Source organism: Aminobacter sp. MSH1 (assembly GCF_003071665.1).
Lineage (GTDB): Bacteria > Pseudomonadota > Alphaproteobacteria > Rhizobiales > Rhizobiaceae > Aminobacter > Aminobacter niigataensis.
In genome coordinates, this window is record NZ_CP026265.1 from 3,285,641 (window position 1) to 3,307,794 (window position 22,154).

At 62.4% G+C, this 22,154-nt stretch carries 25 protein-coding genes and 1 tRNA gene; 14 read left to right on the forward strand and 12 right to left on the reverse strand.

Going from position 1 to position 22,154, the window contains the following annotated elements:
- Positions 1 to 13 precede the first annotated feature (13 nt).
- The 3 genes from CO731_RS16325 to CO731_RS16335 form a co-directional block, all read right to left on the reverse strand.
- Complete coding sequence (locus tag CO731_RS16325) at positions 14 to 649, reverse strand: methyltransferase domain-containing protein (protein WP_108679449.1); 636 nt, start codon at positions 647 to 649, stop codon at positions 14 to 16.
- Positions 650 to 843: 194 nt separating this feature from the next.
- Positions 844 to 918, reverse strand: a tRNA-Val gene (locus tag CO731_RS16330).
- Between the two features lie 67 nt (positions 919 to 985).
- Positions 986 to 1,672 carry a phosphoglycolate phosphatase gene (locus CO731_RS16335; protein ID WP_108607916.1) on the reverse strand — a complete coding sequence of 229 codons (687 nt, stop codon included), beginning with the start codon at positions 1,670 to 1,672 and terminating at the stop codon, positions 986 to 988.
- 144 nt (positions 1,673 to 1,816) lie between these two features.
- Between CO731_RS16335 and rpiA the strand changes: the two genes are divergently transcribed.
- From rpiA to CO731_RS16355, 4 genes are all read left to right on the forward strand, one after another.
- Positions 1,817 to 2,515 (forward strand): ribose-5-phosphate isomerase RpiA, encoded by a 699-nt coding sequence (rpiA, locus tag CO731_RS16340; protein WP_108607917.1) that lies wholly within the window; start codon positions 1,817 to 1,819, stop codon positions 2,513 to 2,515.
- An 18-nt stretch (positions 2,516 to 2,533) separates the two neighbouring features.
- Positions 2,534 to 3,085, forward strand: a complete 552-nt coding sequence (locus CO731_RS16345; RefSeq protein ID WP_108607918.1) for a DUF2059 domain-containing protein — start codon at positions 2,534 to 2,536, stop codon at positions 3,083 to 3,085.
- Between the two features lie 193 nt (positions 3,086 to 3,278).
- Positions 3,279 to 4,673: a glutathione-disulfide reductase gene (gor, locus tag CO731_RS16350; protein WP_108607919.1), complete on the forward strand. Its 1,395-nt coding sequence runs from the start codon at positions 3,279 to 3,281 to the stop codon at positions 4,671 to 4,673.
- Positions 4,674 to 4,826: 153 nt separating this feature from the next.
- Positions 4,827 to 6,200, forward strand: a complete 1,374-nt coding sequence (locus CO731_RS16355; RefSeq protein WP_108607920.1) for a 3-deoxy-7-phosphoheptulonate synthase class II — start codon at positions 4,827 to 4,829, stop codon at positions 6,198 to 6,200.
- A gap of 54 nt (positions 6,201 to 6,254) precedes the next feature.
- On the opposite strand, the gene CO731_RS16360 is transcribed toward CO731_RS16355, so the two are convergent.
- From CO731_RS16360 to CO731_RS16370, 3 genes are all read right to left on the reverse strand, one after another.
- Positions 6,255 to 7,025 (reverse strand): RES family NAD+ phosphorylase, encoded by a 771-nt coding sequence (locus CO731_RS16360; protein ID WP_108607921.1) that lies wholly within the window; start codon positions 7,023 to 7,025, stop codon positions 6,255 to 6,257.
- A complete protein-coding gene (locus CO731_RS16365) occupies positions 6,985 to 7,365 on the reverse strand; it encodes an MbcA/ParS/Xre antitoxin family protein (protein WP_108607922.1) in 381 nt (126 codons plus the stop codon). The genes CO731_RS16360 and CO731_RS16365 overlap by 41 nt, the downstream gene beginning before the upstream one ends.
- Before the next feature lie 68 nt (positions 7,366 to 7,433).
- On the reverse strand, positions 7,434 to 8,504 hold the full coding sequence (locus CO731_RS16370; RefSeq protein ID WP_108607923.1) for a GGDEF domain-containing protein: 1,071 nt from the start codon (positions 8,502 to 8,504) through the stop codon (positions 7,434 to 7,436).
- Between the two features lie 323 nt (positions 8,505 to 8,827).
- Between CO731_RS16370 and CO731_RS16375 the strand changes: the two genes are divergently transcribed.
- The 4 genes from CO731_RS16375 (at position 8,828) to CO731_RS16390 (ending at position 11,190) form a co-directional block, all read left to right on the forward strand.
- Positions 8,828 to 9,247: a GFA family protein gene (locus tag CO731_RS16375; RefSeq protein WP_108609876.1), complete on the forward strand. Its 420-nt coding sequence runs from the start codon at positions 8,828 to 8,830 to the stop codon at positions 9,245 to 9,247.
- Between the two features lie 104 nt (positions 9,248 to 9,351).
- Entirely contained in the window at positions 9,352 to 10,149 is a 798-nt protein-coding gene (locus tag CO731_RS16380; protein ID WP_108607924.1) for a class III extradiol ring-cleavage dioxygenase, read from the forward strand.
- A gap of 50 nt (positions 10,150 to 10,199) precedes the next feature.
- On the forward strand, positions 10,200 to 10,559 hold the full coding sequence (locus CO731_RS16385; protein WP_108607925.1) for a diacylglycerol kinase: 360 nt from the start codon (positions 10,200 to 10,202) through the stop codon (positions 10,557 to 10,559).
- Between the two features lie 40 nt (positions 10,560 to 10,599).
- Positions 10,600 to 11,190 (forward strand): hemerythrin domain-containing protein, encoded by a 591-nt coding sequence (locus CO731_RS16390; protein WP_108607926.1) that lies wholly within the window; start codon positions 10,600 to 10,602, stop codon positions 11,188 to 11,190.
- A gap of 3 nt (positions 11,191 to 11,193) precedes the next feature.
- On the opposite strand, the gene CO731_RS16395 is transcribed toward CO731_RS16390, so the two are convergent.
- Both CO731_RS16395 and CO731_RS16400 read right to left on the reverse strand, forming a co-directional pair.
- Complete coding sequence (locus tag CO731_RS16395; protein WP_108607927.1) at positions 11,194 to 11,775, reverse strand: DedA family protein; 582 nt, start codon at positions 11,773 to 11,775, stop codon at positions 11,194 to 11,196.
- Positions 11,772 to 12,029 (reverse strand): hypothetical protein, encoded by a 258-nt coding sequence (locus CO731_RS16400; RefSeq protein WP_159091649.1) that lies wholly within the window; start codon positions 12,027 to 12,029, stop codon positions 11,772 to 11,774. The genes CO731_RS16395 and CO731_RS16400 overlap by 4 nt, the downstream gene beginning before the upstream one ends.
- Between CO731_RS16400 and CO731_RS16405 the strand changes: the two genes are divergently transcribed.
- From CO731_RS16405 to CO731_RS16420, 4 genes are read left to right on the forward strand one after another with little or no spacing between them, the layout of a single operon-like run.
- On the forward strand, positions 12,016 to 12,726 hold the full coding sequence (locus CO731_RS16405; protein WP_108607929.1) for a DNA-3-methyladenine glycosylase I: 711 nt from the start codon (positions 12,016 to 12,018) through the stop codon (positions 12,724 to 12,726). The two genes, CO731_RS16400 and CO731_RS16405, sit on opposite strands and share 14 nt — an antisense overlap.
- 53 nt (positions 12,727 to 12,779) lie before the next feature.
- The gene (locus CO731_RS16410) at positions 12,780 to 14,462 is read left to right on the forward strand and encodes an NAD+ synthase (protein WP_108607930.1); all 1,683 of its coding nucleotides are present in this window, start codon (positions 12,780 to 12,782) and stop codon (positions 14,460 to 14,462) included.
- A 45-nt stretch (positions 14,463 to 14,507) separates the two neighbouring features.
- Complete coding sequence (locus tag CO731_RS16415; protein WP_108607931.1) at positions 14,508 to 14,927, forward strand: GNAT family N-acetyltransferase; 420 nt, start codon at positions 14,508 to 14,510, stop codon at positions 14,925 to 14,927.
- A gap of 9 nt (positions 14,928 to 14,936) precedes the next feature.
- The gene (locus CO731_RS16420; protein WP_108607932.1) at positions 14,937 to 16,178 is read left to right on the forward strand and encodes an MFS transporter; all 1,242 of its coding nucleotides are present in this window, start codon (positions 14,937 to 14,939) and stop codon (positions 16,176 to 16,178) included.
- A gap of 4 nt (positions 16,179 to 16,182) precedes the next feature.
- On the opposite strand, the gene CO731_RS16425 is transcribed toward CO731_RS16420, so the two are convergent.
- From CO731_RS16425 to CO731_RS16435, 3 genes are read right to left on the reverse strand one after another with little or no spacing between them, the layout of a single operon-like run.
- Positions 16,183 to 16,803: an ATP-dependent Clp protease proteolytic subunit gene (locus tag CO731_RS16425; RefSeq protein WP_108607933.1), complete on the reverse strand. Its 621-nt coding sequence runs from the start codon at positions 16,801 to 16,803 to the stop codon at positions 16,183 to 16,185.
- A 36-nt stretch (positions 16,804 to 16,839) separates the two neighbouring features.
- Entirely contained in the window at positions 16,840 to 17,223 is a 384-nt protein-coding gene (locus CO731_RS16430) for an SRPBCC domain-containing protein (protein ID WP_108607934.1), read from the reverse strand.
- Entirely contained in the window at positions 17,220 to 17,534 is a 315-nt protein-coding gene (locus CO731_RS16435; protein ID WP_108607935.1) for a metalloregulator ArsR/SmtB family transcription factor, read from the reverse strand. The genes CO731_RS16430 and CO731_RS16435 overlap by 4 nt, the downstream gene beginning before the upstream one ends.
- Before the next feature lie 342 nt (positions 17,535 to 17,876).
- On the opposite strand from CO731_RS16435, the gene CO731_RS16440 reads away from it, so the two are divergent.
- Both CO731_RS16440 and gltX read left to right on the forward strand, forming a co-directional pair.
- On the forward strand, positions 17,877 to 19,679 hold the full coding sequence (locus CO731_RS16440) for an ABC transporter ATP-binding protein (protein WP_108607936.1): 1,803 nt from the start codon (positions 17,877 to 17,879) through the stop codon (positions 19,677 to 19,679).
- 160 nt (positions 19,680 to 19,839) lie between these two features.
- Positions 19,840 to 21,213: a glutamate--tRNA ligase gene (gene gltX, locus CO731_RS16445; protein ID WP_108609877.1), complete on the forward strand. Its 1,374-nt coding sequence runs from the start codon at positions 19,840 to 19,842 to the stop codon at positions 21,211 to 21,213.
- On the opposite strand, the gene CO731_RS16450 is transcribed toward gltX, so the two are convergent.
- Positions 21,131 to 22,132 carry a DUF2865 domain-containing protein gene (locus tag CO731_RS16450; RefSeq protein ID WP_245439885.1) on the reverse strand — a complete coding sequence of 334 codons (1,002 nt, stop codon included), beginning with the start codon at positions 22,130 to 22,132 and terminating at the stop codon, positions 21,131 to 21,133. The genes gltX and CO731_RS16450 overlap by 83 nt on opposite strands.
- Positions 22,133 to 22,154 lie beyond the last annotated feature (22 nt).

Here is a 22,154-nt window from a genome sequence, read left to right on the forward strand (position 1 = left end):
TTCCGGGGGCGATCTAGGGCAAGCGCTTTTTGATCGATCGGTTCATGCGGCGAATGAATCTCATCGGAGCAGATTCCGGGATGGCAAGCAGTTCCGTGATGAGGACAGGGTTGACGGTGGGGATGGTTTCGCCGCTCGACAGGGTGGCATTGTAATAGGCAGTTTCGCGGTCGAATGCGAATACGTCGACGTGCGAGAGATAGGTGCAAATGGCGCCAAGCATGGCTTGCGATGTCGGAAAATCATTGTGAACGCACATCTCGGTGCGCCGCATTTTCCTATCGTGAAAAAGGTACGTAAATATAATTTGGCGACCCGGAGCGTGCAGCGCCATCTGTCGAAAGAAGGCTGGAACGTCGTCCAAGTATTCGAGAAATCCGGCGCAGACGACGACGTCGAAGTTAACGCCTGGCAATTGGAAGTCCTGATTAAAATCAACGACGAATGTTCCGGGAAGGTCGGCAACGCAATCGACCGGAGTATATTCGCACGTTTTTGGAATATACCGAGAAAGTTTCCTGTTTCCTGCGCCGATGTCCAGTACAGAGTCTGTAGCGCGAATAAGTTTGGCGATGATCTGAGCTCTGCTCTCCCAAAAGGGTTGGGAGCCGTTCGCTACGCCACTCCATTCATCGAATGCTGTGAGCATGGTAGGCCCCAAGAAGGACGCTTGGGAAAATAATCTACATTGTTTGAATTCGTAAGCAATGGCTTGAAGTGCATGGCGGCAAATCAGGCTGAGCGTCTGCTCCAGGACTGCCGCTGCTCGCTGCTGCGTCTCCCCAGCCGGTACCGAGAAGGGCAGGGCCTGCTACATTAAGCATTTGAACTTACTGGGAAGAATGGTGGGCGATATAGGGATTGAACCTATGACCCCACCCGTGTGAAGGGTGTGCTCTCCCGCTGAGCTAATCGCCCGTCCGAGGCCCGAGGGCCGAACGTCCGGGCGATATAGGGGAGGGGCGGGAGTGGTGTCAAGGCGGCTTTAGCGACTTGCCGCGTCTATCAGCTTCTGAGCCATGCCAAGCGTCAGTTCGTCATAGTGCGAGATGACCACCGAGGGTTCGTATTCGCTGACGTGGCGGTCGGTATAGCCGAAATCGACGGCAACAACCGGAATGCCGGCTGCCTTGGCAGTGTCGATGTCGGTGACCGAATCGCCGACCATGACCGCCCGCGCTACGTCGCCGCCGGCCTTGGCGATGGTTTCAGTCAGGTGCCGTGGGTCCGGCTTGCGGATGCCGAAGGTCTCGGGTCCGGTGATCGCCGCGAAGCGGTCCGACAGGCCCAGCGCCCGGATGAGGTTGGTGGCGAGGCTCTCATATTTGTTGGTGCAGACGGCGAGCAGGTAGCCCGCCGCGGCAAAGCGGTCCATGGCGGCAACGACACCGGGATAGGGCTGCGAACGGCCCGGGATGTTGACCGTGTAGTGATCGAGGAAGATGTCGTGCAGGCGGTCGTGCTCGAGGGCGGCCAACTGCTGCTTGCGCTGGGCGGTGTAGGCGCGCTCGATCATCACGCGTCCGCCCTGGCCGACAAAGCGCCGGAAGGCGGTGTCGTCGACCTGGGACAGACCGCCGGCAACGAGCGTATGGTTCAGGCTGTCGAGAAGGTCGGGCGCCGTGTCGACGAGGGTGCCGTCGAGGTCGAAAACAATGATCGGTTTGGACATGGCGCCGCTTTCGTAGGTTTATGCGTTGCCAGAGCCGATAGCCCCGGGCCCGGCATGACGCAAGCCACGGGTCATAAAGCCTTTGACCCAACGGGCAAAAATGCTAGGAGCCAAGCCTGAATTCGAGGATTTTGCGAACAAATCATGGATGCCAAGGCTTTGAAGATCGAGGCGGCACGCGCCGCCTTGGGCTATGTCGAGAGCGGAATGCGCCTCGGCATCGGTACGGGTTCGACGGCCGAAGAGTTCGTCAGGCTGCTTGCCGAAAAGGTTGCAGCCGGCATGAAGGTGATCGGCGTGCCGACCTCCGAGCGCACTGCCGCCTTGTGCCGCGAATTGTCGGTGCCGCTGTCGACGCTCGACGAAACGCCTGAACTCGACCTCACCATCGACGGTGCCGACGAGATCGACCCGGCGCTTTCGCTGGTCAAGGGCGGTGGCGGCGCGTTGCTGCGCGAGAAGATCGTGGCCGCCGCTTCGGCGCGCATGGTGGTCATCGCCGACCAGACCAAGCTGGTCGACGCCCTTGGGCGCTTCCCTCTGCCGATCGAAGTCAATCCGTTCGGCCTCAAGGCCACCGAAATCGCCATCGCCAAGGCTGCGGCAAAACTCGGTCTCTCCGGGCCGCTGGTACTGCGAAAGACAGGCGGCGAGACCTTCGTAACCGACGGTGGACATTTCATTATCGATGCATCTTTTGGCCGCATTCCCGATACAAGAGCGCTTTCTGATGCCCTGCACGCCATCCCCGGCGTCGTGGAGCATGGCCTCTTTCTCGGCTTGGCCACCGTTGCCGTCATCGCCGGCACAGACGGTGTCAAGACCGTCCATCCGACCCGCTAAACAGGAGTTCTATTCATCATGATTTTGACAAACCGGCTTCGCGGCTTCTCCGTCATGGTGGCGGCTTCGGCATTCGCGGCGATCGCGTTCTCGGCCCAGGCCCAGGAGATCGGCGAATCCCATCTCAAGGCGGCCCATGCCGCCATCGCGGCGATCCACGCCACGGATTCCTTCGACGGGATCCTGCCGCAGGCGGCTGCAGCTCTGAAGCAGCAGCTGATCCAGCAGAACCCGGACATGCAGGAACTGATCACCCAGACGGTGGACGAGAACACGCTGGCGCTCGCTTCGCGCCGCGCTGATCTCGAAAAGGAATCGGCGCTTGCCTATGCCAAGGCCTTCTCCGAGCAGAACCTCAACGACATCGCCGCCTTCTACAATTCCGAAGCCGGAAAAAAGCTGATCGAGAGCGGCCCAATCGCTTCGCGCGAATTGGTCAAGGCTGCCGATATCTGGCAGAACGGCATCGCTCGTGATCTCGCCCAGCAGGTCGGCGAGAAGCTCAAGGCCGTTGCCGGCACCAAGGCTCCGGCAGCCGAGGGCGCAGCCCCGGAAGCGCCCAAGAAGTAATCCTCCGCGACCAACGGTCACGATCCAGAAGCCCGGCAGTTGCCGGGCTTTTCTTTTGGTGCCTCTGCCACTACCTGTGACGCACCAAATCGCAGTGCTTGGGCCGGCAATCGAAAAAACGGTTTCGGCGCACGGAATACGCTGTTCAAACGACATCGGAGACACCCGCGCTCCGACCGCTGGAAGGACCATCATGGCTCAGTATGACTACGACCTCTTCGTCATAGGTGGTGGCTCCGGTGGGGTGCGCGCGGCGCGAGTTGCGGCGGCACTTGGCAAACGTGTCGCGCTGGCCGAGGAGTTCCGCTTCGGCGGTACCTGCGTCATCCGCGGCTGCGTGCCCAAGAAGCTCTATGTCTACGCCTCGCAGTTTCCCGAACATTTCGAGGATGCGGCCGGCTATGGCTGGACTGTCGGCGAAGCCAAGTTCGACTGGTCGAAACTGGTTGCCAACAAGGAGCGCGAGATTTCGCGGCTCGAGGCGATCTACAAACGCAATGTCGAAGGTTCGGGCGGTGAGACGTTTCATTCTCGGGCCGTGCTCGTAGATAGCCATACCATCAGGATCGAGGCGGAAGGCCGGACCGTTACCGCCGACCAGATCCTGATTGGCACGGGCGGGCGGGCTGCCGCGCATCCGGCGCTGCCCGGCCACGAGCACTGCATCTATTCGAACGAAGTCTTTGACCTTCCCGAATTGCCCAAGGCGATCATGATCGAGGGCGGCGGATACATCGCCGTCGAATTCGCCAACATCTTCCATGGCCTCGGCGTCGAGACGACGCTGGTCTATCGCGGCAAGGAAATCCTCAGCCGCTTCGACATGGATCTCCGGCGCACACTGCACGACACGATGGTCTCCAAGGGCATCCGCATTCTTTGCCCGGCGGTCTCGGAGGAGGTCGTCAAGCGGGCCGACGGGCGCCTCGATGCGCGTCTCAACACCGGCGAGGTGCTGACCGTCGATCAGGTCATGCTGGCCATCGGCCGCACGCCCAATACCGAAAATCTTGGCCTCGAAGCCGCTGGCGTCGAGATGGACAAACAGGGCGCCATCGTCGTCGACCGTTTTTCGCGGACCAATGTGCAGAACATCTGGGCCGTTGGCGACGTCACCAACCGCGTTCAGTTGACGCCGGTCGCGATTCACGAGGCGATGTGCTTCGTCGAGACGGCGTTCAAGAACAACCCGACCGAGCCCGATCACGATTGCGTGGCCACGGCTGTATTTTCGCAGCCCGAGATCGGTACCGTTGGCCTCTCCGAGGACGAGGCGGCCAAAAGGTTCAAGCACCTCGAGATCTACCGCACCAGCTTCCGCCCGATGCGCCATACGCTGTCGGGCAGGCAGGAAAAGATGCTGATGAAGCTGGTTGTCGACGGCGACACTCGTCTGGTGCTGGGGGCTCACGTGCTGGGCCCCGATGCCGGCGAGATGGCGCAGCTGCTCGGCATCACGCTCAAGGCGGGACTCACCAAGGACGATTTCGACCGCACGATGGCGGTTCATCCGACTGCGGCGGAAGAGCTTGTGACCATGTACAAGCCTACCTATCTCGTGAAGGACGGTGTTCGGATCGACGGTTGAGCGCGCGTGCCAGACGGCACGCAACCTTGGGTTCGATCTCACGCCGGATACGGGGTAGTATAGCGGCTCCTCATCGTGTAAAGAGCCGCGTTCCCGCAATGGCGGGCTATGGCGCGGGTGAGGTGCCCGTTAGCGAACTTTTTAGGTGCGAACATGACGAAATGGTCACCGAATTCCTGGAGAAGCATGCCGATCCAGCAGGTCCCGGCTTATCCGGATGCTGCGGCGCTCGCGGAAACGGAAGCTCGTCTCGCAACCTTTCCCCCCTTGGTTTTTGCAGGTGAAGCGCGAAAGCTGAAAAAGCAGCTCGCCGCCGTCGCCAATGGCCAAGCCTTCCTGCTTCAGGGCGGCGATTGCGCCGAAAGCTTCGTCGAACATGGCGCGGACAACATCCGCGACTTCTTCCGCGTCTTCCTGCAGATGTCGGTCGTGCTGACCTTCGCCGGCGCGCAGCCGGTGGTGAAGGTCGGCCGTATTGCCGGCCAGTTCGCCAAGCCGCGTTCGTCCGACAACGAGACCAAGGGCGACGTGACGCTGCCAAGCTATCGCGGCGACATCATCAACGGCCCGGGCTTCGACGAGAAATCACGCGTGCCCGATCCGGCACGCCAGGAGATGGCTTACCGCCAGTCGGCGGCGACGCTTAACCTTCTGCGCGCCTTCGCTCAGGGCGGCTACGCCAGCCTTGAGAACGTGCACCAGTGGATGCTCGGCTTCGTCTCCAACAGCCCGCAGGGCGAGCGTTACGAGGCGCTGGCCAACCGCATCACCGAGACGATGGACTTCATGAAGGCCGTCGGCATCACCTCGGAGACCAACTACGCGCTGCGCGAGACCGACTTCTACACCAGCCATGAAGCCCTTCTGCTTGGCTTCGAGCAGGCGCTGACGCGCGTCGACTCGACCTCGGGCGACTGGTACGCAACGTCGGGCCACATGCTGTGGATCGGAGACCGCACCCGCCAGGTCGACCACGCCCATGTCGAGTACTGCCGTGGGGTGAAGAACCCGCTCGGTCTCAAGTGCGGCCCGTCGATCACCCCGGACAACCTGCTCAAGCTGATCGACCAATTGAACCCGGACAACGAGGCCGGCCGCCTGACGCTGATCGCTCGCTTCGGCAACGACAAGGTCGGCGATCACCTGCCGAAACTGATCCGCGCCGTCGAGAAAGAAGGCCGCAAGGTCGTCTGGTCGTGCGATCCGATGCATGGCAACACGATCACGGCTGCCGGCTACAAGACGCGCCCGTTCGACCGCATCCTCAGCGAAGTGCAGAGCTTCTTCGACATCCACCGCTCCGAGGGCACGCACCCAGGCGGTATCCATGTCGAGATGACCGGCAAGAACGTGACCGAATGCACGGGTGGCGCGCGCGCCATCACGGCAGACGAACTGCAGGATCGCTACCACACTCATTGCGATCCGCGCCTCAACGCCGACCAGGCGATCGAACTCGCCTTCCTGGTTTCGGAACAGCTCAGGAAGAGCGCGCCGACCCCGGAGAAAAAGGCCGTCAACGCCTGATCCGTAGACGCGTTCAATCGATCAAAAAGGCGCCGGTTTCGACCGGCGCCTTTTTCATTTGCGGACCCAGCGCATGTCCTTGAGACGCGGATCGCCAGCGAAGCTTTCGCGATCGAAACCGATGCGCCGCTCCGGGAATTCGCAGATGGCCTGGACGCCCGACGGCCCCAAGCGGATGCGCCATGTCTGCCGCTCGACGGGGGCCGGTTTGGAAAATGTGCGACAGGTGAGCAAGGCGAGGTTGGCGCCACCTTGGGGATCACGCACCGAGCGATAGCGGATGGCCTCGATGCCGGCCTCGCGCGCGGCGTCGGCCAGTTGCTGGCAAGCGGCATAGTCGGTCGGATGCGTCCAGGCAGGCGCATCACTTAGCAGTGGCGGCAAGGTGAGGTCGGTCACGCCGGCGGCTTTGATGCTCGCCGAGAAGGCGGTGTACTCGGCCGCGTCGCTGGGCCAGGGCGTGTCGGGCGATTCCGAAAAGAACAGCAGGCGATAGAAAGCCATTTCGGCGACGGCAGTCTGCACCTTCTCGGCGGCGTAGTAGACACCGAGCGACTTGCCGGCGCGGCGGAAGCGCGATCCGGTGGGATAGTTCGAGCCGTAGCGAAACGGCGTTGCCAGCAGATAGTGCAGCTTGCGACATTCGACCGGCACGATCGGCTTGGTCGCCTCGACGAGTTCCTCGAGCAGTGCCTGCTCGTCGAGGTCGTCGACGAGCTTCAAGGTGGATACGCGATGCTGGGCCTCGACCAGCCGCCAGCAGCGGCCTTCGAGCGCACGCGCCTCAGACGAGAGCGCGGCGGGCGTCCAGGTAGGCAATGACATCGACGAGCCCGGATATGGTTGCGATCTTCTCGCTTGGCGTGGCGCCGAGCGCCGTGTTGTCGTTGCGTAGCCAGGCCCGAGCGACCGACTCGTCGCCACCGACTATGGCGTCGAGCGAGCGGAACAGGCGGACGAACAGGACGGCGAGCTCGAACGGCTTGCTGCCGGCTTCCAGGGCGAATTCCTGCTTGCGCATCCTTGAAACCGTGGCCTCTGAGACGCCGATGACGGCGGAGAGGGCCTTGGCGGTGATGCCCAGCATGTCGGCGGCGCGCAACGTCGCCTTGGTGATGACGGTGCCTTGTGTGGCCGATGGCGCCGGATTTTGATGGCTTCGCATTGGTCTTTCCATTTCTCTGGAAAATATAGTCCATCAAAATTCATATGGAAAGGCCTTTGCCGAGGCGATCAGTCCTTCTTGTACAGCATCCAGTTCTTGCCCTGGCGCTCGGCGATCGTCGAATAGCGGGTGACGCGATTGCGGCCGATCAGCTTGGAACGGTAGAGCGCGCGGTCTGCCTTGGCGTAGAGATCTTCCGCGCTTTCGGCATCGGAGGCCATGCAAACGCCCATTGAAACCGTCACCTGGCCGCAGTTGACGCCGGGCTGGATTTCCTTGAGTTGCGTCTGCGCAACCAGCAGGCGAACCCGATCGGCGATCTCGAAGGTGGCTTCCTCGGTGGTGCCCTCGACGATCAGCGCGAACTCCTCGCCGCCGGTGCGGGCAACGAACATGTCGCGATGGACGCTCGACTGGAAGATGTCGGCGATGATCCGCAGGATCTTGTCGCCGACGGGATGGCCGTGCCGGTCATTGATGTCCTTGAAACGATCGATGTCGGCGAGGATCAGGGCGCTGAACAGGATGCCCTTGTTGTCGTTGTAGATCCTTGCGATCCTTCGGTCGAAGGCGCGGCGATTCCAGATATGGGTAAGAGGGTCGGTGTCGGCTAGCTTCTTGTACTCTTCGAGCTTCGACTTGACGCTCTCGAGTTCGCTCGACTTGTCGCCGAGCGTGCTCGCCACCTGCTTGCCGTGATCTATGGTCGAGGCGGTGGCGACGGACATGACGCCGACGATCTTCTGCAGCAGTTCCTGCGACATCGCCGTGCGGCTGTTCAACCCGCTGGACGTTTCGTCGAGCACCTTGCCGTAGCGTTCCAGATGGCTTCGCTCGTTCCGAAGCAGGCTGGCGACGCCTTCAAGCTCACGCGCCAGAATATCGCGTGCGTGTTCGACGATGCCCTGGCCATGATTCTGGGCGAAGAACTTCCGGCCGATCAGGTCCAACTGGTCCTGGGTCGGACGATTGCCGAGTGCGATGACTTCGAGGCTGAGCGCCGGGTTGGTGCCGGTCAGCGCTTCATAGAAGATCTCGTAGTTGCGCGGCAGGCCGATGACTCCCATCTGGGCCATCGTCGCCAAGACACTGCTCGCAATATCATTGCCTCGGTCTGTCGGGGCGGCTGCAGAATGCATGTATGTCCCGTTTCAGTTGGCCAAACGGTCGCTTCCATGCCGGCAAAGCGCTGGCGGGCGACCGGTCGGGGGGCGAGCGGCGAGATGAGAGTGCTTGCAACGACGCAGGTCCCCTCTGCGCTCATCACTTGTATCGACCTCTAATTTAGGCTGGCTAAGGTTTCCTTAATTTGCAGCGATGTTGCGTTCATTTTTCTACCACAGGGTGTATTTTCCTGCTTGCGGATACCGCCAAGACCTCGGCAGCATGTTCGATGTCGCAAACTCTCACGCATCGCCTCTTGTTCAGGACCAATCTGGATGTGGCCATGGAGGAGCAGGAAATGGACAAGTCGAACAAAGGGTCATGCCTGTGCGGGGCCGTGCGGTTTACTACGACGGGCCCGCTGCGCGGCGTGGTCTATTGCCATTGCAGCCAATGCCGGAAGCAGAGCGGGCATTTTTATGCAGCGACCAGCGTTGCCGATGGTGAACTGGAGGTACAGGGCAGCGAGCACATCACCTGGTATGCGGCCTCGGATTTCGCCCGGCGCGGCTTTTGTAGCCGTTGCGGGTCGCTGCTGTTCTGGAAGGCGCATAGCGAGCCGGACATCTCGATCATGGCGGGCTTGTTCGACGCCGCCGACGGGCTTGTCGGTTCCTGCCACATCTTCGTCGGCCAGAAGGCCGCCTATTACGAGATCAATGATGGCTTGCCCCGATATGAGCGGTCGTCTCCGGGCGTTGCGGTCGCAGCTGATTGAACAGTCGCGCCCCTGCCGTTCACAATCGGTGAACGCTTCGTCGCTCGGCGGAGGTCTGCTCTAAGCAGCCTGCGAGGCGTATATCTGGAGCAAGGAGAAAGAAAATGAACTCGTTGCCCACACTCTTCATCTCGCATGGCGGCCCGGACATCGTTTTGGCCGACACGCCGGCGCGCCATTATCTCGAAACCGTCTCGGACCTGATGCCGAAGCCGAAGGCGATCGTCGTCGTTTCGGCGCATTTCGAGACCGACGGTGTCGCGGTGGTGACCGATCCCAAGCCCGGCATGATCTATGACTTCGGCGGCTTTGCCCCGGAACTCTACAAGATGGTCTATCCCGCCGCGGGCGAACCGGCACTGGCGACGAAGGTTTTCGGCATGCTCGAGGCTGCCGGTCTGAAACCGCACACCTATGAGAAGCGCGGCTATGACCACGGCACCTGGACTCCGATGAAACTTGCCTTCCCCGATGCCGACATTCCGATCGTGCAGGTGTCTATCGATCCGAACCGTAACGCAGCCTGGCACTATGCCATCGGCAAGGCGCTGGCACCGTTGCGTGAAGAAGGTGTGCTGCTGATTGGCTCGGGTCACGTCACCCACAATCTGCGCGCCTATTTCTCGACGCTGAGGCACGGTGCTGAGGCCGACCCGGTGCTGGCCGGCAAGGTAAAGGCCTTCACCGATTGGTTCGCCGAAAAGCTTGTGTCGGGCGACACCGATGCGATCCTGCATTGGAAGCAAAAGGCACCGTATCCGTCGGAGAACCATCCGACGGACGAGCATCTGATGCCGATCTTCTTTGCCTATGGGGCGGCAGGCGAGGGCGCAAAAGGGCGTCGCGTGCACGATTCGGTCGATCATGGCTTCTTTGCCAACGATTCCTATCTGTTCGACTGATCGCCGAGCGGCTAAATGATGCCCCTTCGATTGAGCTGAAAGGGCATTTCATGGATCGGCTGGTCAAGGCTTTCCAGAATTCGGTGCGGGCGTTCTCGCGGTTGATCCGCACCGAAGCGGCATTCCAGCAGGAGATCATGTTGCTGGTCGCAGCACTGCCGCTCGGCTGGTTCGTGGCCGCGACCTGGAGCGGCTATGCGCTGCTGATCGGCTCGATTCTTTTCCTGATCACCGTCGAGGTGCTCAACACCGGCATCGAAGCCGCTTGCGATGCTGTCAGCCGCGAGTTCAACATCGACATCCAGCTTGCCAAGGACTGCGGTTCGCTCGCCGTACTGATCTCGATCGTGATCGTGCTCGGCGTCTGGACCTTCGCGATTGTCGAGCGCGTGCTCGGCCTTCCGATCTGAGGAAAGCATACCCATATTTCGGTTACCAAAGGAGACCGACATGGCTGATGCGGCAGATATCCATCATCTCGAAACGCGCGCAGGCTTGCCGGATGATCTGCGCTGGCTGGTCGAAAAGTACCCGCGGGAGGATTGGCAGGCCCACGACAACGTGCACGGCATGGCGTCGATGTGGCTACAGCGCCACGACATGTTCCGCGAACTGGGCGGTACGCTGACCGGCGGCATCGGCGACTATCGCGAGGGCAGGCTGGATGCGCAGGGCTTTGCGCGCTGGTTCGCACCACGCCTCAACTACTTTCTCGGCAATCTCGACGGCCACCACAATGTCGAGGATCACCACTATTTCCCTGTTTTCGCCAATGCCGAGAAACGCCTGAAGCGCGGCTTCGAGATCCTCGACGCCGACCATCACCTGATCCACGAGGCATTGGAACGCAATGCGGAGACGGCAAGCGCCTTTCTTCGTGCGCTCAAGGAAAGCGAAGACAGGCAGCGCTTTGCGGCGGATGCCTATGCCGACGAGAATGCGCGGCTGGTGGCCATGCTGACCCGGCATCTCGACGATGAGGAAGACCTGATCGTTCCACTGATCCTGGATCGCGGCGACCGCGAGCTCGGTATCGGCTGAAGCCTATTCGTGCGGCTCCTTTTTCGCGACATGACGGGCGAGCAGCCAGGCGGCGACGGCCACTGCCACGCCGATGGCAAGCCCGATCAGCAGGCGCTGGTGTCCTTTGAGTGCATCGCCGATGATGTGTTCGGCACCGAGGCCGAAGACATATCCCAGACTGACGAACAGCGCTGCCCAGACCAGCGCGGACAGCGCGTTCAACGCAAGGAAGACGACAACGGGAATGCGCGACAGTCCGGCGGCGATGCCGCCGGCCAGCCGCATGCCGTAGATATAGCGGTTGGCCAGAACAAAGAGATTCGGATGGGACTGCACCATCCGGTAGGCGTGGTTGAAGCCCGGCCGTCGCCGCAGCAATCGTACCCACTTGTGGTTCGAGAAACGGCGTCCCAGTACGAAAAACACCGTGTCGCCGAAAAAGGCGCCGGCCGACGCCGTGGCAAAGGCCTGCCACGGTGAAAACGCCTGCTGATGGGCAAAGAAGCCGCCGAGGATGGCAACGCTTTCACCTTCGGCCATGCAGCCGATGAACACTGCCAACAGCCCGAAGCGTTCGACGAGGTTATGGAGCGTGTCGATCATGGAGCAGGCGGCTCGCCTGTGGCGGGAGCAGCAATGCGCCGGACAGGGTTGGCGACTGTGCGGCTCCGGACGCGCAGGATGATGATCTCCCGGAAACGGATGAGCTTTTCGTGCAGAGCCATGATTTCGATTTCGGCCTTGTGGGTGACGGCACGGTGAAGGCGCCTGCTTGGCAGCCGCAAATCCATATAAGAAGATATTCGCAGGCGGCGCCAGAATCCGGGCGAGGAGGAAACAACGATGAACTTTGCCAAGATCATGGCGCGGGCTGCCGAACGCAAGGGCGGCGAGGCGGTGCTCAAATCATTGCTTGGCCCGGCCGCCGACAATGCAGCACTCGCCAAAATCACTGACGACCGCATCCTCGCCACCATGGCCGAGCGGGTCTTCGCCGCCGGTTTCGTGTGGCGGGTCATCGAACAGAAATGGCCCGGATTCGAGGAAGCCTTCCTGGGCTTCGAGCCGAAGCGGCTGTTGTTCCAGCCCGACGATTTCTGGCACGATCTGGCTTTGGACAAGCGCATCGTGCGCAATCCACAGAAAATCCGTTCGGTGCGCGACAATGCGGCCTTCGTCGAGCACGTATCGAAGGAGCATGGCGGTTTCGGCAAGTTCCTGGCTGCCTGGCCTGCCGACGACCAGGTCGGGCTCACCGCCTATCTTGGCAAGCACGGCAGCCGTCTCGGCGGCAACACCGGGCGGTACCTGTTGCGCTGGCTGGGCTGGGACACGTTCATCCTGTCGCAGGATATGATCCTGGCGCTGCGGGATGCGGGTCTCGATATCGGCGAAGCGGCGACGTCGAAGAAGGATTTGGCCAAGGTGCAGGCCCAGATCAACGAATGGGCGGCGGCGACCAAGCTGCCGCGAGCGCATATCTCGCGCATCCTGTCGATGTCGATCGGGGTCAACCACTCGGCCGACGAACTCCGCTCCTATATGGGCGAATGATGGTCCAATCGATCGCCATTGCCCCCCACCGATACGCAGGCTAAATCGCTGACATGACGAAAAAATCGATCCCCGACGTCCTCCGCATCGCTGTTGCCCAGCTCAACCCGACGGTAGGCGACATCGCAGGCAATCTCGCCAAGGCGCGCGAGGCACGCGCCGATGCGGCGCGCCAGGGTGCCGATCTCGTGCTGTTCACCGAACTGTTCCTGGCTGGTTATCCGCCGGAAGACCTGGTGCTCAAGCCGGCCTTCCTCGCGGCTTGCGAGCGTGCGGCCGAGGATTTCGCCAAGGACACCGCCGACAACGGCCCCGGAGTCATCATCGGGGTGCCGCTCAAGCGCAAGAGCGGCGTGCATAATGCGATCATCGTCGCAGATGGCGGCAAGGTCATTGCCGAGCGTTTCAAGGTGGATCTGCCCAACTACGGCGAATTCGACGAGAAGCGCGTTTTCCAGGCCGGTCCCGACATGCCCGGGCCGGTCAATTTCCGCGGCGTGCGCCTGGGCATCCCGATCTGCGAGGACATCTGGGGCGAACTCGGTGTCTGCGAGACGCTGGCCGAAAGCGGTGCCGAGATCCTGCTCGTGCCGAACGGCTCGCCCTACTACCGCGCCAAGATGGATGTGCGCCACCAGGTGGCGATCCGCCAGGTGATCGAGAGCGGCCTGCCGCTGCTCTACGCCAATCAACTCGGGGGGCAGGACGAACTGGTGTTCGACGGCGCTTCCTTTGCCATCAATGCCGACCATTCGCTGGCGTTCCAGATGAGCCAGTTCGAAGAGACGGTGGCTATGACGCTGTGGCGGCGTGGCGACGAAGGCTGGGCCTGCGTCGAAGGCCCGATGTCGAAGATCCCCGAACGGGAAGAGGCCGATTATCGCGCCTGCATGCTGGGCCTGCGCGACTACGTCAACAAGAACGGGTTCAAGAACGTCGTGCTCGGCCTGTCGGGCGGCATCGATTCGGCGATCTGTGCGGCGCTCGCCGTCGATGCGCTCGGCGAGGAGCGTCTGCGGGCGATCATGATGCCTTACCGCTACACCTCGAGCGATTCGCTGAAGGACGCCGAGGACTGCGCGCGGGCGCTCGGCTGCCGTTATGACATCGTGCCGATCCACGAGCCGGTCGACGGGTTTTCGCACGCGCTGACGCAGCTTTTCGAAGGCACCAAGGAAGGCATCACCGAGGAAAACCTGCAGAGCCGCGCCCGCGGTACCATCCTGATGGCCGTGTCCAACAAGTTCGGCTCGATGGTGGTGACGACGGGCAACAAGAGCGAGATGTCGGTCGGCTATGCCACGCTGTATGGCGACATGAACGGCGGTTTCAATCCGATCAAGGACCTCTACAAGATGCAGGTCTATGCGCTGTCGCGCTGGCGCAACAGCCAGGTGCCGCCGGGCGCGCTCGGGCCTTCGGGCATCGTCATCCCTGAGAATATCATCGACAAGGCGCCTTCCGCGGAGCTGCGTCCCAACCAGACCGACCAGGATTCGCTGCCACCCTATCCCGTGCTCGACGACATCCTGGAGTGCCTGGTCGAGAACGAGATGGGGGTCGACGAGATCGTGGCGCGCGGCCACGACCGCGACACTGTCCACCGCATCGAACACCTGCTCTACATCGCCGAATACAAGCGGCGGCAGGCGGCACCCGGCGTGAAGATCACCAAGAAGAACTTTGGCCGCGACCGGCGCTACCCGATCACAAATCGATTCAGGGATCGCGGGTAAGCCACTGAACGTGAATTGAAAACCACCAGAAGACCGGAGGGGGTCATGGCTGAGGTCGAGATCAGTTTCGATGCATCGCGCATCGACTTCGACAAGACCTCCGAGGTCATCAAGGCGAGCTACTGGGGCGAAGGCCGAACTGACGAGATTCATCGCCGGGCCTTTGCCAACTCGCTGTGCCTGGGCGCCTATGCCGATGGCGAGCAGGTGGGGTTCGCGCGCGTCGTCACCGACTATGCCTGCTTCGCCTATGTCGCCGATGTCATCGTCTGGCCCGACCGGCGGGGCCTCGGCATCGGCAAGAAACTGGTGCAGGCTCTTCTCGATCATCCCGAACTTGCCAGCGTGACCGGGTTTTCGCTGCGGACTTCAGACGCGCACAGCCTCTACGAAAAATTCGGCTTCGTAACCTCGACAGACGGCATGTACATGCGCCTGGCGCGGCAGCCGGCCACTCACGAATAGACTGAGCACGTGACTTACATAGCCTTCGTCCGAGACAACCCGCGCTGGCTGGCCGGCGGTTTTTTGCTCACCTTCTTTTCGACTTTCGGCATGACATCGTTCGTCGCGCTGTCGGCCGGCGACATCCGCCGCGACTACGGGCTGTCGCATGGCGAATTCGGCACGCTCTACATGTTCGCAACACTGGCCAGCGCCTTGAGTCTGCCGTATCTCGGCCAGATCGTCGACCGCCACAGCGTGCGGAACGTGGCGCTGTTCATCGTACCGATGCTGGCGCTCGCGAGCGCGTCGATGGCGCTGTCGCAGCACCTCGTGATGTTGTTCGTGGCGATCTATCTGCTGCGCCTGTTTGGCCAGGGCATGATGGTGCATGCCGCCTACACGGCGACCGCGCGCTGGTTTTCGGCGCAAAGGGGACGAGCGCTTTCGACCGTCATTCTCGGCCACAACGCCGGCGACGCCTTCCTGCCGATGGGGTTTGTGCTGATCTCCGCTGCGGTTGGTTGGCGCAACGGCTGGCTGCTTTCGGCAGCAGCGCTGGCCCTTGTCGCCGTGCCGGCCATCGCGTTGCTGGTTGCCACCGACCGAAAGCCGCGCTCGTCGGACCCCGTGGCGCGCCGGGTAGATGCGCGCGACTGGACGCGCGCCGAGGTCGTCCGCGATCCGATCTTCTACGTGTTGCTGCTTGGTGTCATGGCACCGGGGCTGATCGTGACGACCCTGTTCTTTCACCAGGTCTATCTGGTGGAGCTGCGGGGCTGGTCGCTCGAGGTCTTCGCTTCGTCCTATCTGGTGACGGCGGTGGTCAATACCGCATTCACGCTGGTGGTCGGCCAACTCATCGACCGCTTTTCCGGCGTGTCGCTGCTGCCTTTCGTGTTGCTGCCGCTGGGGTTCGCCTGCCTGTTGCTGGGCCTCGTCGAAGCGCAGTGGAGTGCCTTCGGCTTCATGGCGCTGCTCGGCGTTTCGAACGGCTTGTCGACGACGCTGTTCGGCGCCGTGTGGTCCGAGGTCTACGGCCTGAAGCACCTCGGTTCGATCAGGGCACTGATCGTGGCCGCCGGGGTGCTCGCCTCTGCAATCGGACCGGGTTTGACCGGATTCCTGATCGACGGCGGCGTGAGCTATCCCGGCCAGATCTTGGCGATGGGTTTTTACTGCTTCGCCGTTTCATTCGTCCTGTTGCTGGCTTCGCGCCGAGTTCGCGCGCGGAGCCATGTCCAGGCTGCGCCTGCTGCGGCCTCAGTGTAACCAGCTACTTCCCGGAAATGCCTTCCACGATTTCGCGGCGGTCATAGACGTGGTCGACGATGCCCCAATCCCTGGCTTCTTCCGCCGTGAAGAAAAAGTCGCGGTCGAGCACGCGTGTCACTTCCTCCTCCGTGCGTCCGCAATGTTCTGCGTAGAGTCTGGTCATGCGCCGCTTGAGCTTGAGAATGTCCTCGGCATGGCGTTCGATGTCGGAGGCCTGGCCGCGGAAGCCGCCGGAGGGCTGGTGCAGGATCACGCTTGCATTGGGAAGCGCGATGCGCCGGCCGGGTGCGCCGGCCATCAGCAGGAACGAGCCCATCGAGCCGGCCGTGCCCATGCAGAGCGTTGAAACAGGGCAGCGGATGAACTGCATCGTGTCGTAGATGGCAAAGCCGCTGGTCACCACGCCGCCGGGCGAGTTGATGTAGAACGAGATTTCGCGGTTCGGGTTTTCCGACTCGAGGAACAGCAACTGCGCGCAGATGAGCGACGCCGAATTATCGTCGACCTCGCCGTTGAGGAAAACGATCCGCTCGCGCAGCAGTCGGGAAAAGATGTCGAAGGAGCGTTCGCCGCGGGGCGACTGTTCGACGACCATAGGGACGAGTTGCATCGTGTCGCGCATGCGCGAAATTCCTTTCATCGATGGAGTTTTTTGAACTTAGGCGGCTGCGCGCATCAGGGGCGGGCTGTTTGAATTCGCCGGCGCAGCGATGGTTCTCACGGGGTCGACGCTATGGGTGAGCCGGAACCGTGTGCCGCCGTCCGGTTGTGCTTCGAGATCGAAGGTGACGTAGGTCTCGGGCTCGCTCACCGTGGCATCGTTCCAGGCGTAACGTACGCGCGAGAAGGGTAGGGCCTCGATGATGCGATAGGCGGGGCCGGTCGTGTCCGCGGTGACCTTGTCCGCCGCCGGCACGTCGAGCCAGGTTGCGACGAATTCCGGCACCGTCAGCGCGCGCCAGACCTTTTCCGGCGTGGCTTCCAACTCGCATTCAACGACGATGGTGTCCTCGTTCGATTCCTGCCTCTGGGTGTCCGTCATTGGTCCATCTCCTTGAGCAGCGTCTTCAGTCGCTCGACGCGATCCGGCCAGAAGCCGCGATAGCGGGTGAGCCAGTCGAAGAGCGGCCGCAGACCGTCGGGGTTGACGCTGTAGTTCACATGCCTGCCGGCACGCGCTTCCTTGATCAGCCCGGCGCCGCGCAGCACGGCGATGTGCTGCGAAATCGCCGGCTGCGAAATCTCCAGCCCTTCGCGCAACTCCGTCGCGTTTTTCTCTCCCGCGGTCAGCCGATCGAGAACGGCACGGCGGGTGGGATCGGACAGGGCGCGGAATACGTCAGATTCGTTCATGAATTTGAGATAAGCATGTACTTATCTGTTGCGCAAGTGGGGACCGATTTCAGCCCCTGTTCTGGCACAACAGGCTTCGGTCCAGACCGGGACTTGGCGAAGCAACGATGCTCGGCTATAAGCAACTCCTTCGCGGCCACTAACAGGGAGGTCTGAATGCCAGAACATGACATGTCCTCCCGAGGTTCGAACCGAGGTCGTTGACCTCGCGAACCGCCCTCGGCGTCTTTTGTTCCCGACGCCGCCGTACCGCGACTTCCTGATTCCATAAGAATTATTCGTCGCGCCTTTTGCACTTCATTCTATTGGGATGGCGTCGGTTTTCGGCGCCTCGATGACATCATGGCTCGTTTTCGTATCGACCTGCGCGGCGGCGCCTTCCGCAGCGTTCTGGGATTCACTTTCAGGCACTGGAAGCACCAACCGGTGCGGCTTGTCCTCATCTCGGCTGCCGTGCTCGTTTCGACGATGGCCGACGTGCTGACGCCGCTCTATTCGGGCCGGCTGATCGACGCCGTTGCCAGCGGTGCCGCGACCGACGCGGTGGCGTGGGATGCGGCCTTGGCGGCGTTCTTCACGCTGCTGGCGCTGGCCTCGGGTTCGCTGGTATTCCGCCACATCGCGTTTGCCGGCATCATCGAGCTGACGCTCAAGATGATGTCGGACATCGCTCACGACGCATTCCACCGCGTCCAGCGCTTTTCGACTGACTGGCATGCCAACAGCTTCGCCGGCTCAACGGTGCGCAAGGTGACGCGCGGCATGTGGGCGCTCGACCTGCTCAACGACACGCTGCTGGTGGCACTGCTGCCGTCCATCGTGATGCTGCTGGGATCGACCATCCTGCTGGGTTGGCACTGGCCGATGATGGGCCTGATCATCGCCGCAGGCTCGCTGATCTTCATCGCGCAGACGGTGGTGATGTCGCTCGGCTTCGTCGCTCCTGCCGCAAGCCTTGCCAACAGCTGGGACACGCGGCTTGGCGGCTCGCTCGCCGATGCCGTCAGCTGCAACTCGGTGGTCAAGGCGTTCGGCGCAGAAGAGCGCGAGGAAGGCCGGCTCGCCAAGGTGATCGCCAAGTGGCGCCACCGCACGGCGAGGACCTGGATGCGTGGCACGATCAACGGCACGTCGCAGAACGTCACCCTGGTTCTGCTGCGCGCCGCGATCATCGGCTTTGCGTTGATGCTGTGGGCCGGCGGGCAGGCCAGTGCTGGCGACATCGCCTTCGTGCTGACCTCGTTCTTCCTGCTGCAGGGTTATCTGCGCGACGTTGGCATGCACATCCGCAACCTGCAGCGCTCGGTCAACGACATGGAGGAACTGGTCGACATCCAGGGCCAGCCGCTCGGCGTCGCCGACCGGCCCGGCGCCAGGCCGATCCAGATCCGCGACGGCGGCATCGAGTTCGAGAACGTGACGTTCCACTACGGCACCCACGCGCTGCCGCTGTACCGGGACTTCTCGGTGTCGATCAAGCCGGGCGAACGTGTCGGCCTTGTCGGTCACTCGGGTTCGGGCAAGACGACGTTCGTCAAGCTGATCCAACGTCTGTACGACGTTGGCAGCGGCCGGATCGTGATCGACGGGCAGGATATCGCCAATACGACGCAGTCCTCGCTGCGGTCGCAACTGGCGATCGTCCAGCAGGAGCCGATCCTGTTCCACCGGTCGCTGGCCGAGAACATCGCCTATGCCCGGCCCGGCGCGACGCAGGCCGAGATCGAACACGCGGCGAAACTCGCCAGCGCGCATGATTTCATCCAGCGCCTGCCCAAGGGCTATGGCACGCTGGTCGGCGAACGCGGCGTCAAGCTGTCGGGCGGCGAACGCCAGCGTGTGGCAATCGCACGGGCATTCCTGGCGGATGCACCGGTCCTGATTCTCGATGAGGCGACGTCCAGCCTCGATTCGGAGTCGGAGGTGCTGATCCAGGAGGCGATGGAGCGGTTGATGGTCGGACGCACGACGCTGGTCATCGCGCATCGGCTGTCGACGGTGCGGGCGCTTGACCGGCTGCTCGTCTTCGATCGGGGCGAGATCGTCGAGGAGGGCAGGCACGAGGCACTGGTTCGCCTCGACGGCGGCATCTACCGCCGGCTGTTCGAACGCCAGGCGCTGGAGTTGACGAAAGGCCTGGTCTGATCTTGAAAGGGCCGCGAGATGATCGCGGCCCTTACTTCGTTGGCAAACAGATGTAGCCCCATTGGTCAGCTTCCATTCGGGGCAATCTTGCATTATCTCTGAAACAGAGGTGCGGGGGCGCCGTCTTGTCAATGCAAAAGCCTTCCGCTACGCCCCGATCATGACAGTTACAGTTCGCTTCGCACCTTCGCCCACCGGACGCATCCACATCGGCAATGCGCGCACGGCCCTGTTCAATTGGCTGTTCGCGCTCAAGCACAAGGGGCGTTTCGTCCAGCGCTTCGACGATACCGATGTCGAGCGCTCGCGCCAGGAATTCGCAGATTCGATCCTCTACGATTTGCACTGGCTCGGCATCTTTCCCGACCAGACCGAATACCAGTCGCGCCGTTTCGCCAGCTATGATGCGGCTGTCGACAGGCTCAAGGCGGCCGGCGTGCTCTATCCCTGCTACGAAACGACGGAAGAGCTCGATCTGCGCCGCAAGGTACGGCGCACGCGCGGTTTGCCGCCAGTCTACGGGCGCGAGGCGCTGAAACTTACCGATGCCGAACGCGCATCCTATGAGCATGACGGGCGCAAGCCGCACTGGCGCTTCCTGCTGCCCAATTTCGCCTCAGACCCGTTCGAGACCGAGCGCACCGAAATCCACTGGAACGACATCGTGCGCGGCGAAGAGACCGTCGACCTGGCGTCGCTCTCCGATCCGGTGCTGGTGCGCGAGGACGGCACTTATCTCTACACGCTGCCGTCGGTGGTCGACGACATCGAAATGGAGATCACCCACGTCATTCGTGGTGACGATCACGTCACCAACACCGGCGTTCAGATTGCGATCTTCCGCGCGCTGGGCGCCGAGCCGCCGGCATTCGGCCACCACAACCTGCTGACCACGGCGTCGGGCGAGGGGCTGTCCAAGCGCACCGGTGCGCTGTCGATCGAAAGCCTGCGCGACAGCGGCATCGAGCCGATGTCGGTTGCCTCGCTCGCCGTGCTTGTCGGCACGTCGGAGAATGTCACGGCGGTGCCGAGTCTTGCCGAACTCGCCGAGAAATTCGATCCGGCCGCGACCTCCAAGTCGGCTTCCAAGTTCGATCCCGATGAGTTGCTCGTGCTCAATCGGTCGCTCCTGCACCACATGTCGTTCGACGAGGTGCGCGACCGCCTGATGGTGCTCGGCGTCAGCGGCCAACATGCCGAAGCGTTCTGGATGGCCGTGCGCGGCAATCTCGACCGGCTGTCTGATGCTGTCTCCTGGTGGAAGATCCTGCGCGAGGGGCCGCAGCCGGCAGCTGAGATCGCCGACGAGGATCGCGAGTTCGTCGGACAGGCATTCGACCTGCTGCCGGAAGAGCCATGGGACGGCAATGTCTGGAAGGACTGGACGGCCAAGGTGAAGAAGGCGACCGGCCGCAAGGGCAAGGCGCTCTTCATGCCACTGCGGCTTGCCCTTACCGGGCTGGAGTCGGGCCCGGAACTCGCAGATCTGTTGCCGCTGGTGGGGCGGGAAGGAACGCTGGCCCGACGGCCCTGACCTTTCGGTCCGGGTCAGGCGGCGCTCTGGGCGTGATCGGGAGCGGCGCCTCGTATTCTTGGGCGGGTTTGGCGGCCTTGGGCACGGCGCGTCCTTCGCCGGCGACGACGGAAAAGTTACTGTCCAGGCTGACATTGCAGCCGCACGCCGGCACGCGTGGCAAATCCACCCGCTTGTAGCGATAGGCGGTCTCCAGATTGTCGTAAGGCTGGCCGGAGTGTGCGGAAACCATGGTTTCCCCAGGCTGGCCGGTATTGAGGTGATAAAACAGCTCGATGTCGGTGCCCGGGCAACTCGCTTCGCAGTTTTTCTCGTCGCGCTGGAAATCCGACAATTCGGCGGCATTCGACATCGGGAAGAAGTAGCCGTCGCAGGTCCGCACGCAGAGCGTACGGTATTCACCCGTTCCTTGTTGCTGGTTGCGGCCGATCACGATGCGCTGCGGGTAGCGCTCGTCGGCATCAAGGCTTTCGGAGCTGCCGCCGCGAATGATCGTGACCCCGGCCTCGTCCGCGCCTGGTTCGGCGCTGAGGGTCGCGTCTTCCTCTTCGCCGGGCTGGTCGTAGCAACGAGCCCGTTCGAGTGCGTCGAGGATGCGGATCCGCTCGGCGCGGGCAAACCGGTTGGGGCGCATCGCCGGCCTGCTTTCCAGCTTGCCGAGATTGTCTTCCATCCTGGCGATTCGGGCATTGAGGTCGGCGCAAGCAGCCACCATGTCGGGTGCAATGGCCCGTCCGCAGCCGAGGTCGGCTGCTCTGATACGGGCCAGATCGATCTGGTCGCGCTGGGTGTTTGCGGCGACGGCGAATTCGTCCGACTGGACGAAGCTGCCGCCGGGCTGGTCGGGCAGGCGGGCCAGTTCCACCTCGAGCTGAAGACATTGCGGCGAAGCGGCCAAGGCGGCTGAGGTAACGATCATCGACAAGGCGGCAGCCAGCGCA